This is a genomic window from Providencia stuartii, from assembly GCF_029277985.1.
Lineage (GTDB): Bacteria > Pseudomonadota > Gammaproteobacteria > Enterobacterales > Enterobacteriaceae > Providencia > Providencia zhejiangensis.
The window spans coordinates 2,151,983-2,165,617 of sequence record NZ_CP119546.1; the positions used below are offsets into that span (position 1 = coordinate 2,151,983).

Consider the following 13,635-nt stretch of genomic DNA (forward strand, 5'->3'; position numbering starts at 1 on the left):
GCATAAAAAGAAGGAAACACGATGCCTCGCCCAATTAGTGCGGTCATTCACCTGCAAAATTTTACCCATAACTTATCCATTGTGCGTCAGCATGTTGGACAAGCGAAAATATGGTCAGTCATGAAGGCAGATGCCTATGGGCACAGTATTCAACGAGTCTGGCATGCGTTAGCCGCATCAGATGGTTTTGCCATTTTAGATTTGGATGAGGCTATTTTGTTACGTGAGCAGGGTTGGCAAGGCCCAATTTTATTGTTAGAGGGGTTTTTCCAACCTGACGATCTACAGCTGATAGACCAATATCAGTTGACAACGGCACTGCATAGCCATTGGCAATTAGATGCGCTAGAAAATGCAACGGTTAACTCTGCAATACCCGTATATGTCAAATTGAATAGTGGTATGAATCGCCTCGGTTTTAGACCTGAAGAGTATGCAGCGGTACTGCACCGACTCTCTGCAATCAATAATGTGGCTTCGGTGACATTGATGACTCACTTTGCTAACTCAGATACGTTGACAGGAACAGACAAACCACACCAAATCATTAAGTCGTTTATTGATGAGAGTCTACCTGTGTGTATTGCTAATTCAGGTGCCACGTTATGGCACCCAGATACGCATTATGACTGGGTACGTTCTGGCGTCATTCTGTACGGCGCATCACCAAGTGGTTGTTGGCAAGATATTGCTGATAAGGATCTGCGCGCAACGATGACGTTGCAATCACAAATTATTGCAACGCATGATATCGCTAAGGGTGAATCAATTGGTTATGGCAGTAAGTTTACGGCGACTCATCCAATGAAAATTGCGACAGTCGCATGTGGTTACGCGGATGGTTATCCTCGTCATGCGCCAACAGGCACACCCACTTGGTTAAATGGAATGCGTTGCCCAATATTAGGGGCTATTTCGATGGATATGTTGACTATCGATATTAGTGACTGTCCTGAGGCCAAGATTGGTGATCGAGTGGAACTGTGGGGGAAAAATTTACCCATTGATGATGTTGCACAGGCAGCAGGCACTATTGGCTATGAATTGATGTGCGCATTGGCTAAAAGGGTGCCAGTGAAATATGAAAATTAGAATAATTGCATAAACTATTATTAGACATAGCTATAAATTTAGCTAAAAATGTGATCATCTCTACTAGCATTTTGGCTAAGGTGTGCATCAAGGTATGATGCACACTATTGTTCAATTATCTAATATTTCAGGTTTTATATGTCTAAAACAATTAAATTAACATCACTTGCTGTTGCACTAGGTTTCTTATCTTCCGCTGCGGTAGCAGGCACTTGGTCTGTAGGTGGTTCGGTTTTAGCACAATCAACACCGTATAAAGGCATAAAAACAAAAGATTATGTTACACCAGTTCCCATTGTTAATTATGAAGGGGAAAATTTTTACTTTCATACCTTAGCGGTAGGTTACTATTTGTGGAATGATCAAGTTGACCAGTTATCCCTTGACGCTTATTACTATCCACAATTTTTTAAACCAAAAGACAATGATGATCGCGATATGCGTGAACTGGATCGTCGCAGAGACACGGTCATGGGCGGTCTGACCTACAAGCACAGAGCGGATTGGGGAACGATCAGAACCATCGCTTCAGGGGATATGTTAGGCATCAGTAATGGTTTACGTGCGGAAGTTGCTTATCTGTATGGTTTCCATGGCGATAAATGGTCTTTGGTGCCAGGTGTTGGTATCAAATGGGATAGCAAAAACCAAAACCGCTATGAATATGGGATCTCCTCAAAAGAGTCACAAAATAGTGGTTTAGCTCGTTACCGCCCAGGTGATAGCTGGACGCCATATGTTGAGCTATCAGGTAACTATAAATTTACTGAAAACTGGAGTGCATTCGCCATGGGGCGTGTTGACCGTTTACCAAATGAGGTTAAAGATAGCCCAGTGGTTAACAAATCTGTTTCTGCAATTGTTTGGAGTGGTGTGACCTACACATTCTAACGGCTGAATAGAAATGCCTAAAAAGCCCCAGACGTGCGATATGCTTTTGGGGCTTTATTTTATGTATTACTCTTGCGGTTTATTGTCTCGTGTCATCATCACTAAGGAAAGGCGAGCAGGGTGCTGACTTTCGCTTTTCATTGGCTGATTAATGCGTGCTGTTTCGACACAGACCATCTGTTTATAACCATTATTTGGCATATCTTGCATGCTGCATGATAATTCAGCCCATGGATTCCAGCACACGACATCAGAATTATGATAATGATGGATTTCAATAGTGCGTGACCAGCAATCATCTCTGACCAAGCTATACTCTTCTGGCTCAGAATAAATTCTGTCAGTATGAGCGGTTATTTTTAGGGGTTTATCTGCATAGACTTCACGGTCACTCACCTTATCAAAATAATGGCCACCTAGGCCATAGACCGTCGTTTTATGGATATCACCAACGTTGAGGTAAGTGTGCATGGCGGCCGTAGTGTCAAAATCACCATAGCTTTCTAACTCTAATTCACAGGTTTCACCGAGTTTCATACGTAATATGAGGGTAAACTCATGTGGCCAGAGTTTACGGGTATAGTCGTTATCGGTGAGGGTAAAGGTGAGGATCACACCATCTTCGTGTTCATTATGTGCAGTAAACTGCCACGGTAAAATCCGTGCAAAACCATGGCTAGGGCTGCCAGCAGGACCAAACCAAGGCCAACAAATAGGAATACCACCGCGAATAGCGGTGCCTGCTTTGAATGCACTTTCACTGCTGAGCCAGATACACGGTTTTTGACCATGAGGTTGCCAATCAATTAGTTGAGCACCTTGAATGCTAACAGCACCACGTACTTTAGGGTGAGAAATAATAATTAAGGGCAGTTCACCCAACTGACGTTGGCTAATGTAGGCTGAAAGTTGCTTAATAACGGGTAAAGCAAAGAGTGTATCATGCATAATTATTTGCCTGTATATATGGAACAGTGAATACAAATAGGTTAGCAGAACTCAGGAAAACCGTCATTCTCCCTGAGACGTAAGTGGGGGACTCCCGACAAAATTGGCGGTAAATAAAACAAAAGAGCCGCCAAAAGGCGGCTCAAATTAACCTTAAAACATGAATGACTCTTATTTAGAAATATGAGCAATCAGGTCAAGAACTTTGTTTGAATAGCCAGTTTCGTTGTCATACCAAGAAACCAGTTTTACAAAGTTATCATTCAGTGCGATACCTGCTTTAGCATCGAATACTGAAGTCAGTTTTTCGCCGTTGAAATCTGTTGATACAACATCATCTTCAGTATAACCCAGAACGCCTTTCAGCTCGCCCGCAGCAGCTTCTTTGATAGCATCACAGATTTGAGCGTAAGTCGCTGGTTTTTCCATACGAACAGTTAAGTCAACAACGGAAACGTTAGGTGTCGGAACACGGAAAGACATACCCGTCAGCTTGCCATTCAGTTCAGGAATAACTTTACCTACTGCTTTAGCTGCACCTGTTGAAGATGGGATGATGTTTTGAGAAGCACCACGACCACCACGCCAGTCTTTGTGAGAAGGGCCATCAACAGTTTTTTGCGTTGCTGTAGTTGCGTGAACAGTTGTCATCAGACCTTCGATGATACCGAATTTGTCGTTGATAACTTTAGCCAGAGGGGCCAAGCAGTTAGTTGTACAAGAAGCGTTAGAAACGATTTCTTGACCTGCATAGCTCTTATGGTTAACACCCATAACAAACATTGGCGTGTCGTCTTTTGAAGGACCTGTCAGAACAACTTTTTTCGCGCCTGCTTGGATGTGTTTACGTGCGGTTTCATCTGTTAAGAAGATACCCGTTGCTTCAGCAACGACGTCAACACCGACTTCGTTCCACTTCAGGTTTGCAGGATCTTTCTCTGCGGTAACGCGAATTTTTTTGCCATTTACAACTAGGTGACCATCTTTAACTTCAACAGTACCGTTGAAACGACCGTGAGTAGAGTCATATTTCAGCATGTAAGCCATATAGTCTGCATCGAGCAGGTCGTTGATAGCAACGATTTCGATATCAGAACGCTCTTGTGCAGCACGGAAAACGATACGGCCAATACGACCAAAACCATTAATACCTACTTTGATAGTCATAGTATTTCCACCAGCTATTTATTCGTGAATTAAGTTGTAGTTAAAGTTACCAAAACCTTGCCAGCCGTCAAGCGGAATCGTGTCAATTATTGAAAAAAATCAAAACTACTCGCACTAATTGCTTACTTGTCAGCCACTTTAGAGGCAAATACATCCGCACGTATTATCGGGATTGTGCGGGATAATGAAACCTGCTATCAGTGATATATGTGAAACCCGTCACAAATCAAAACACAAAGCAGCGTGTTAATTAGTTTAGAATATCTTTATAAAACTTGTTGTTAATTTTTTGTTGCGTCAAATGGGGGTATTATTAGCTTAATACCACTAAGTGATTTCAATATTTGGGTTTGATATGACAGATAAAAGTAAGCAACCGATTGATATTTCGGAGCTAAATGATATTCAGCAATATGTGACTCAACAAGCAGGAACAGAGCGTCCTTTTACTGGGGTTTTATTGCATAATCGTAAAGATGGGGTGTATGAATGTCTGTGTTGTGGTACACCACTTTTTCTATCAGAGACCAAATTTGATGCCGGATGTGGATGGCCGAGTTTTTATCAGCCAGTGAATGAAGATGCGATTAAATACATCGAAGATTTCTCTCATGGCATGCATCGAATCGAAGTTCGCTGCCAAAACTGTGATGCTCACTTAGGACATGTCTTTCCTGATGGACCGCAACCTACTGGGCAGCGTTACTGCATTAATTCAGCATCATTAAGCTTTATCGATGAGCAAACCGGCGAAAAGACTCGTGGATAGGGTGCTGAAGCAAGCTGAAGCTAAAAAACAAAATAAAGCATTATCGATTCAGCTAAATTGAAATAGGTCATGAAATACCGATAGATGATTTGCTGAGTCTTTTTGAAGGAGTCGTGAAGTGAGTATAGAGTTAGAGCCAGAACAATTAGAGCAACTGTTATCAGTGATGACCCCTGAGATTTATCAGCGTTTAGTGACCGCTGTTGAATTAGGAAAATGGCCTGATGGTGTCGCTTTAACCGCAGAACAAAAAGAACATAGCTTACAAATGGTGATGTTATGGCAATCGCGTCACAATCATGACCCTGAACATATGACGATTGGTACGGATGGGCAAATTACCATGAAAAGTAAGCAGGAGCTCAAATCAATGTTTCAAGGCGAGATGCTGGCGACATTGAAACCACAAAACAAAGACTAGTTTCATCTGCTTGCCTCTTTATCTCAATAAGAGGCAAGTCATATCGATAATACGCTATTGCTAAAACGGTCTTCTCCGCTAATACAAAAGGTTAAGAGACACATTATGAAATTGTCTTCTCATTTACTCTTTTCTTTCAAATAATTTCTTCCGACGATTTTTCAAACATAAAGTCTGGCATGAGAAAGATTTTTACGGCCTCAAAGTCGGCTTTAATTAATTTGTTCACTGTTTATTTAAATTGATGATAGTCATTGATAATTAAGGTTATTTATTGGGGGTGCCATAAAAAGCATCAAAGCACTGTTTCGATAAACACGCCTATAATTTTGCTTAATAAATAAAGATAATTTATGGCAAATAATGATTCTCATGAGCGTATCGGCAAGCCTTGATAGTGATGAGTCACAGGTAAGGAGGAGCTGGTGGGAGCCATAGCAACTCATATTCGCGTTCCGTAGCTATTGTTCCAGTAACAGAACGGAAGGTTACTATATTGACTAAAACTGCTCGTTAAGTTTCAACCATTAAAGCAACAAGAACGCAGCGGTTTAAACAGACGGTGAGCAAACTTAAGTGTGTCACAGCAAGGGCAAAGTGGGCTCGCAACATGATAGCTTTAGTGATCAAAAGAGGATGCAGTTAATCTGAAATGATAGCGGGATGTTTTACCCACTGTATCATCGGATCCAGCGGGTATTTTTATGTCTATTGCAAGGAGTCGGTTGTCAGTAAAGTCGCCCCTTTTTGCGACATTTCAGCTAAGGCAAGCTCACTGTCCATGGCTGATAAGTTTACACCACGGCAACCATCAATCAGCACATCGACGTTATAGCCTAGTTTGAGTGCATCCAGTACGGTAAATTTGACGCAATAATCGGTGGCAATACCCATAATAAATAATTGCGTAATTTGCTGTTCTTGTAGCCATGCATGCAAGCGTGTTTGGCTAATCCGATCATTGTCGAAAAAAGCACTGTAGCTATCTACTTGAGGATTTTCCCCCTTAGTGAAGACTTCACAGATAGCCTCTCGATTGAGCTTTGGATGAAAGTCAGCGCCCGTTTCACCTTGCACACAATGCACTGGCCACCAGACTTGAGGAATGCCATTGAGAGTGCCAATATCCCCCTCACGGGTTCCTGAATTAACGGCAAAACTCAGATGGTTGGCAGGGTGCCAGTCTTGGCTAGCGATAATCGGAATATTTTGTTGTTGGCATAGTTCTATGGCTCTATTCGCTGTCTCTATCACTATTTCACTGTCTGCGACAGCAAGTGCGCCGCCAGTGCAGAAATCATTTTGTAGATCAACTAAGAGTAAAGCGGATTTAATTAAATCCTCATGGGGATTATTCATCGGCATAGCTGAGTTCACCTCTAAGATTATTTTGCATTAATTCCCGAACATGTGCCGGTGTATATTCTTGACTGAGTAAGTAATGTAATTTACTTAAAGCGGCCTCAAATGTCATATCAAATCCACTAATCACCCCAGCTTCGGCAAGAGCGTGGCCTGTTGCATACCCCTCCATATTGACGCGACCAGAAATACATTGCGTCAGATTTACCACGATAATGCCGCGATTTGTTGCATCATGGAGGATTTTCAGTAATTCAGGTTGCTGGGGAGCATTACCAATACCATAAGAACGCAGAATGAGTGCTTTCACGGGTTGCTGGAGAATATTACGTACAATTTCAATCGATAACCCTGGATAGATCATGACAACGCCAATAGGTTGAGGGGTTATCCTATGGGTAATCAACGGACCTATACCGATGGGAGCTGGACATGTGTTGAATGTGCGAATATGAATACCCGCCTCCATCAAAGGAGGACAGTTAGGAGAGGTAAATGCATCGAAGCCATCCGCATGAGATTTGACAGTACGATTGCCCCGATACAGCTTGTTGTTAAAGAACAATCCAACTTCATTAATGGGATAATTAGCGGCAAGATACAATGCATTCAGTAGGTTAGTTTGGCCATCAGAACGCAATGCCTCCAAGGGTATCTGTGACCCTGTCACAATAACGGGCTTGCGTAAGTTCTCTAACATAAAGGATAGCGCAGAAGCGGTATAAGCCATGGTATCTGTGCCATGAAGGATGACAAACCCATCATAATTGTCATAATTTTCGCTGATATCATCGGCGATATTTTGCCAATCCTCAGGTGTGATATCAGAAGAGTCGATTAAAGGTTGATGTTCTCTGATTGTAAACTCTGGCATTTCAGGACGATGAAACTCTGGCATTTTAGCTAGCTGGGCCTGAAGATGGCCTGAAATAGGAATATAACCTTGGGGAGAGTGGCGCATACCAATGGTTCCACCGGTATACACAACATAAATCGATTTCTTCTGCATTTAATTACCTAATTTATTTCTGAACACATTGCCTAACAAGATAAAAAGTGCTTGTTACCATTGGCTCTATTTGGAAGCGAGATAATTCTGACGCATTTAATTGCAGTTATCTACTGCTTAAATGGCTTTTGCTAGGGAGAATGACAAGATAAATCAATTAATCCCCTTTAGATATTCTAAAGGGGATCGGGGAGATTAATGAATATCCGCGCAATTTAGGCAAAAGGCATAACGATTTTGAGGATCGTTCATTTTTAAGAAAAATTGGGCTTGCTGGCGAATATCAGTGGCGACGGCGGGAGGTAAGAATACCTGTAACACATCGGGTACTATCGCTTGTGCGCTGTTGCTCAGTTCGAGAATTAACTGATCCATAAATGACAACTCAGGTTGCATCCAGTCCAATTGTACAGAATCAAGCTTGGCTAATTCAGCGGCTTTGGTGACGGCATCATCGAAATCACCTAATTGGTCGACTAGACCAAGTTTTTTCGCATCACTGCCGATCCAGACGCGACCTTGTGCAATTTTGTCGATCTCTTCCGGTGTTTTATGGCGTGCTTTCGCCACTAAACCAATAAAGGTTTTGTAACCATTTTCGATGGTAATCTGCATCATATCAGCAAATTCAGGGCTTATGCCTTTAGTGGCAGAAATATCAGCCAGTGGGGTTGTTGATACGCCATCCGTATAGACTCCGACAGAATCTAGTGTATTTTCAAATGTATTGATCACACCAAAGATGCCGATAGAACCTGTTATCGTATTTGGGCTAGAAATAATATAGTCAGCTGGTGTTGAGACCCAATAGCCACCTGATGCCGCCATACCGCCCATAGAGACGATAACTGGCTTACCTGCTGCTCGCGCAGAGGCTAATTCATTACGAATCAGATCAGAGGCTGTGACACTACCACCGGGGCTATTAACACGTAAGATGATTGCTTTGATGTTGTTATCTAAGCGAGCTTCTCTAATTTGCGAACTGATCAGGTCTCCACTGGCAATACCCGGCGCTTGGGGGCCATCCATGATCGCACCTTGTACAACGATCACCGCAATATTGCCGGGCATTTCAGCGCCGATACTGGTGATTTTTGCTGAATAATCATAGATACTCACGTAATTAAAATGTTTCTCTTGGTCATTCCAACCAAATTGCTTCTTGAGCACATTTTCAGCTTGTTCACGCGTATAGATTTTGTCGACAAGTTTTTGGTTTAGGGCATATTTCGCGTTATCACCGTCAGAAGCACGTAATTTATTGAGTAATGCCTCTGTACCTGGAAAAATTCCTTCCGCTGTGGTTTTACGGTTTTTAGCCAAAGTCTCTAGATAGTTACCCCATAAGGCATCTAACCACTGCTTAGTCGATTCACGAGCTTCTGGTGACATATTGTCACGCATTAGCGGCTCAACTGCCGATTTATACGTCCCTACACGGAAAATATGGCTACTGACTTTGAGCTTTTCTAACAGTGATTTGTAATAAAGGGTATTGGTTGAAAAACCTTGAATGCCGACCATTCCTTGTGGTGCAAGGAAAATGTGGTCAGCATAACTGGCTAAGTAATATTGAGATTGACTAAAGCTATCACCAACTGCATAAATAGGTTTACCAGAGTCTTTAAACTCGGTAATGGCTTTACCAATAAAATTGAGCGAAGGTTGGTCGGCTCCAACAAGATTGTCTAAGCGGAGTACCATACCGGTAATACGGTCATCGGTGGCGGCACTGCGGATCGTATCGACAATATCAAATAGCGAGTTTTCTTGCATTCGGCTATTGGGAGTCCCCAAGAGTTCACGGCTCATACGACCAAAAGGGTCAGGTGTTGAGACTTGATCAACAACTACGCCCTGTAAATCAACATACAGTGCACCAAAATAGTTTTGGTCAGGTTTAGAATCGGATTGATATAGCGCTATCGAACCAATGACTAAAAAACACAATACAAGAAAAATGGTATTGAAAACCAGCTCTCGAATAAAATTTAGTATTCGCCAACTAAACTTAAATACAGTGGCGATGATTTCCCATATTTGACGCATAATTTCTCCGACACACGAATTTGCACTTGTTATCTTAATGAAATAAAAACAGTTGTCTGCTAATGAATGATATTTTTATTCATAACAATGTTTTCTAGCGCGTTGTACAATATCGTGATTATATTTTTCAACACACACAAATGATATAATTCAATTTATTAATCAATATAATACTGTAGTCTCTCTCAAGCGAATAAGACTGCCAAAAAGCTTTGTAGACACAGTAGAATAACCTTAAATCGGTTATTTAATCATTAAATAGCATGATTATGATTGCTTGTTTGAATGACTATTATATCAGTTTACTCTGAATCGGAGATGAATATGGATGCTTTAACCCTTTTATTGAACCGCCGTTCAGCTTCACGGCTAACAACGCCAGCACCACAAGGTGATGAGTTACAAAATATTTTGGCCGCAGGCATGCGAGCGCCGGATCATGGTGCTTTACGTCCTTGGCACTTTGTTGTTATGCAAGGTGAAGGGTTAAATCGTTTTAGTCAATTACTGGAAAAAGCGGCAAAAGAAGGCAATTTAGGCGCAGAAGTTGAAGAAAAAGCGCGTAATGCTCCCTTTAGAGCGCCATTGATTATTACCGTTATTGCGAAGACACAAAAGCACCCTAAAGTGCCTGAATGGGAACAAATTGTCGCCGCAGGGTGTACTGTACAAGCCATGCAAATGGCCGCAGTAGCACAAGGTTTTGGAGGGATCTGGCGTTCAGGATCTTGGACGGAAGATGCTATTGTTCGTGAAGGTTTAGGTTGCACGCCGAATGACCATATTGTTGGTTTCTTATATTTAGGCACACCTGAGCTGAAGGCACCTGCAAAAGTTCAATTTCCTGATATGCAAGATTTTATTTCTCACTTTTGATAAGGCCAAGTTCAGTGGAAAAAATCAGATTAACTCAGTACAGCCATGGCGCAGGCTGTGGTTGTAAAATCGCCCCAAAAATATTGGAGCAAATTCTTCATACCGAACAAGCTAAATTTCACGACCCTAATTTATTAGTCGGTAATGAAACGAAAGATGATGCGGCGGTGTATGACTTAGGTAATGGCATCGGTATTATCAGTACGACTGATTTTTTTATGCCGATTGTCGATTCACCTTTTGAGTTCGGTCGGATAGCCGCCACGAATGCAATTAGTGATATTTTTGCCATGGGAGGCAAACCCATCATGGCGATTGCGATTTTAGGGTGGCCAATCGCAAAATTACCCCCGGAAGTGGCAAAAGAAGTCATCGAGGGGGGGCGAGCAGCGTGTGCTGAGGCGGGGATCTCTCTTGCTGGTGGGCATTCGATTGATGCACCTGAACCTATTTTTGGTCTTGCAGTGACTGGCGTAGTGAATACGGAATATGTGAAGAAAAATAGTGCGGCTACCGCAGGGTGTGAACTCTTCCTGACTAAACCGTTAGGTATCGGTGTGTTAACGACCGCAGAGAAAAAAGGGGTATTGGCGTCAGAGCACCAAAACTTAGCCACTGAAACTATGTGTCAGATAAATAAGTTAGGGGCAATTATTGCGCCATTAACGGGTGTGACGGCCATGACCGATGTGACGGGATTCGGCCTACTTGGTCATTTGAGTGAAATTTGCGAAGGTTCGAAAGTCCGTGCAGAAATTTACTTTAGCCAAGTACCCAAATTGGCGAATGTTGAGCAATATATCGATGTGGGTTGTGTTCCCGGTGGAACCCAACGGAACTTTGACAGTTATGGGCATCTCATTGGGCCAATGACGGAAGCTCAGCGCAAGTTACTCTGTGATCCGCAAACATCTGGTGGATTACTCATCGCCGTAGAGCCTTCTGAGGTCGCTAAAATTAAAGACATTGCACAGCAGCAAGGTGTTTTGTTACAGTCTATCGGTAAATTATTACCCCAGCGGGAAAATGTTCCTTTAATTGAAGTGAAAGATTAACTTAATGCGTTTGTTTATTGCGGAAAAGCCTAGCCTTGCGCGGGCAATTGCGGATGTACTTCCTAAGCCTCACAAACGAGGTGATGGTTTTATCCAGTGTGGTAATGATCAAATAGTCACGTGGTGTATCGGGCATCTATTGGAACAAGCAGAACCCGACGCGTATGAACCTCGATATGCACGCTGGAATTTGCAAGACTTGCCGATCATTCCTGAAAAATGGCAACTCAAACCGCGTTCCGCAGTAACCAAACAATTAAAGACAATTGATACTTTGCTCAAACAAGCGACTGAGGTCGTGCATGCAGGAGACCCTGATAGAGAAGGGCAATTGTTGGTGGATGAAGTTTTAGATTTCTTAAAACTTCCGGCCGATAAAAGGAAGCAAGTCAAACGTTGTTTGATTAATGACCTTAACCCACAAGCAGTAGAAAGAGCCATCGACCGGCTACGAGAAAATCGCGAATTTATTCCATTATGTGTTTCCGCACTAGCACGGGCACGAGCAGATTGGTTGTATGGAATTAACATGACTCGAGCGTACACGTTGTTGGGGCAACGAGGCGGTTATCAAGGTGTGTTGTCGGTGGGAAGAGTGCAAACACCAGTACTAGGTCTGGTTGTTCGTCGTGATGAAGACATCGAAAATTTTGTACCGAAAGATTATTTTGAGGTCAAAGCGCATATAGTGACGCCTCAAGATGAACGTTTTGTGGCCATTTGGCAACCAAGTGAATCTTGTATTGATTATCAGGATGAGGAAGGGCGTCTATTTCATCGTCCTCTCGCTGAACATGTTGTCTCGCGAATTACCGGAAAACCGGCTTTTGTCACCCAATATCAAGACAAGCGTGAATCTGAAACGGCTCCGTTACCTTTTTCACTATCTGCATTACAGATTGAAGCGGCTAAAAAATTTGGATTAAGCGCACAAGAGGTGTTGGACATTTGCCAACGTCTGTATGAAACCCACAAACTCATCACTTATCCACGTTCAGATAGCCGTTATCTGCCTGATGAGCACTTTGCTGGACGTCATTCGGTATTGAATGCGATTTCAGTTCATCAACCAGAATTAACCCAGTTCGAACTGCCTGAACTGGATAAAAAAAATCGTTGTTGGGATGACAAAAAAGTTGATGCTCATCATGCGATTATTCCGACAGCTAAAGCAACGGCGGTTAAATTAACTGAAAATGAAGCTAATATTTATCAGTTAGTGGCGCGTCAATATATCATTCAATTTATGTCAGATGCCGTTTATCGAAAATGTACCATTGAGCTTGATATTGAAAAGGGTAAATTTATTGCTAAGGCACGTTTTTTAGCGGAAGCAGGTTGGCGAGTGGTTCTTGGGAATAAAGAGCGAGACTCTGAAAATGATGGTAGTCCATTACCTGTTGTGGCTAAAGGGGATGAGTTATTGTGTGAAAAAGGAGAGGTTGTTGAAAAGCAAACTCAGCCACCAAGACCTTTTACTGATGCAACTTTATTATCAGCAATGACTGGGATAGCGCGCTTTGTTCAAGATAAAGCCTTAAAAAAAGTATTGCGCGAAACGGATGGGTTAGGCACTGAAGCGACACGTGCAGGGATCATTGATTTATTATTTAAACGTCAGTTCCTATTTAAAAAAGGTCGTTATATTCACTCCACCCCCGCAGGCCGAGCGCTCATTCATGTATTGCCTGATATGGCGACATTACCGGATATGACCGCACATTGGGAATCTATTTTGACGCAAATCAGTGAAAAGCAAACGCGATATGATGATTTTATGAATCCGTTAAGCGCCACCTTGACACAGCTGATCTCTCAGGCTCGCCAGTTGACTAATTTACGTGCGTTTCGTGAATTACCACCGGTAACACATGCCAAAGGCACTAAAAAAGCCACTAAATCGGCTAAAAAAATGAAAAAGAGTGTACAAGAGTAGTTAACAATCCAAAAATCATTCTTGTTTTTATCATGATCAATAAGGGAATGAGAGCCA

The 13,635-nt window shown here is 42.3% G+C and carries 12 protein-coding genes; 7 read left to right on the forward strand and 5 right to left on the reverse strand.

What is annotated here, in order from left to right; genetic code table 11:
* Positions 1-21 precede the first annotated feature (21 nt).
* Positions 22-1,092, forward strand: coding sequence for an alanine racemase (alr, locus tag P2E05_RS09390; RefSeq protein WP_251464093.1), 1,071 nt, complete (start codon positions 22-24; stop codon positions 1,090-1,092).
* 138 nt (positions 1,093-1,230) lie between these two features.
* On the forward strand, positions 1,231-1,983 hold the full coding sequence (locus tag P2E05_RS09395) for a MipA/OmpV family protein (protein WP_276123096.1): 753 nt from the start codon (positions 1,231-1,233) through the stop codon (positions 1,981-1,983).
* Positions 1,984-2,049: 66 nt separating this feature from the next.
* Here P2E05_RS09395 and P2E05_RS09400 read toward each other — a convergent pair whose 3' ends face one another.
* Both P2E05_RS09400 and gapA read right to left on the reverse strand, forming a co-directional pair.
* Positions 2,050-2,931: a D-hexose-6-phosphate mutarotase gene (locus P2E05_RS09400; protein ID WP_154621949.1), complete on the reverse strand. Its 882-nt coding sequence runs from the start codon at positions 2,929-2,931 to the stop codon at positions 2,050-2,052.
* A 171-nt stretch (positions 2,932-3,102) separates the two neighbouring features.
* Positions 3,103-4,098, reverse strand: coding sequence for a glyceraldehyde-3-phosphate dehydrogenase (gene gapA / locus P2E05_RS09405; protein WP_004920333.1), 996 nt, complete (start codon positions 4,096-4,098; stop codon positions 3,103-3,105).
* Positions 4,099-4,453: 355 nt separating this feature from the next.
* Here gapA and msrB point away from each other — a divergent pair, with 355 nt between their 5' ends.
* Together msrB and P2E05_RS09415 are read left to right on the forward strand one after the other, a co-directional pair.
* Positions 4,454-4,867: a peptide-methionine (R)-S-oxide reductase MsrB gene (msrB, locus tag P2E05_RS09410; protein WP_154621948.1), complete on the forward strand. Its 414-nt coding sequence runs from the start codon at positions 4,454-4,456 to the stop codon at positions 4,865-4,867.
* A gap of 118 nt (positions 4,868-4,985) precedes the next feature.
* Positions 4,986-5,288 carry a YeaC family protein gene (locus P2E05_RS09415; protein WP_163861518.1) on the forward strand — a complete coding sequence of 101 codons (303 nt, stop codon included), beginning with the start codon at positions 4,986-4,988 and terminating at the stop codon, positions 5,286-5,288.
* A 708-nt stretch (positions 5,289-5,996) separates the two neighbouring features.
* On the opposite strand, the gene pncA is transcribed toward P2E05_RS09415, so the two are convergent.
* The 3 genes from pncA to sppA form a co-directional block, all read right to left on the reverse strand.
* Positions 5,997-6,653, reverse strand: coding sequence for a bifunctional nicotinamidase/pyrazinamidase (gene pncA / locus P2E05_RS09420; protein ID WP_154621947.1), 657 nt, complete (start codon positions 6,651-6,653; stop codon positions 5,997-5,999).
* Positions 6,640-7,659, reverse strand: a complete 1,020-nt coding sequence (gene ansA, locus P2E05_RS09425; RefSeq protein WP_154621946.1) for an asparaginase — start codon at positions 7,657-7,659, stop codon at positions 6,640-6,642. The genes pncA and ansA overlap by 14 nt, the downstream gene beginning before the upstream one ends.
* Before the next feature lie 195 nt (positions 7,660-7,854).
* The gene (sppA, locus tag P2E05_RS09430) at positions 7,855-9,711 is read right to left on the reverse strand and encodes a signal peptide peptidase SppA (RefSeq protein ID WP_154621945.1); all 1,857 of its coding nucleotides are present in this window, start codon (positions 9,709-9,711) and stop codon (positions 7,855-7,857) included.
* A gap of 324 nt (positions 9,712-10,035) precedes the next feature.
* Here sppA and P2E05_RS09435 point away from each other — a divergent pair, with 324 nt between their 5' ends.
* Genes P2E05_RS09435 through P2E05_RS09445 form a run of 3 tightly spaced genes read left to right on the forward strand, consistent with a single transcriptional unit; the run spans position 10,036 to position 13,578 of the window.
* Positions 10,036-10,587 (forward strand): NAD(P)H nitroreductase, encoded by a 552-nt coding sequence (locus P2E05_RS09435; RefSeq protein WP_247047376.1) that lies wholly within the window; start codon positions 10,036-10,038, stop codon positions 10,585-10,587.
* 14 nt (positions 10,588-10,601) lie between these two features.
* Entirely contained in the window at positions 10,602-11,642 is a 1,041-nt protein-coding gene (selD, locus tag P2E05_RS09440; protein WP_276123097.1) for a selenide, water dikinase SelD, read from the forward strand.
* A gap of 4 nt (positions 11,643-11,646) precedes the next feature.
* Positions 11,647-13,578: a DNA topoisomerase III gene (locus P2E05_RS09445; RefSeq protein WP_154621942.1), complete on the forward strand. Its 1,932-nt coding sequence runs from the start codon at positions 11,647-11,649 to the stop codon at positions 13,576-13,578.
* The last annotated feature ends 57 nt before the right edge of the window (positions 13,579-13,635 follow it).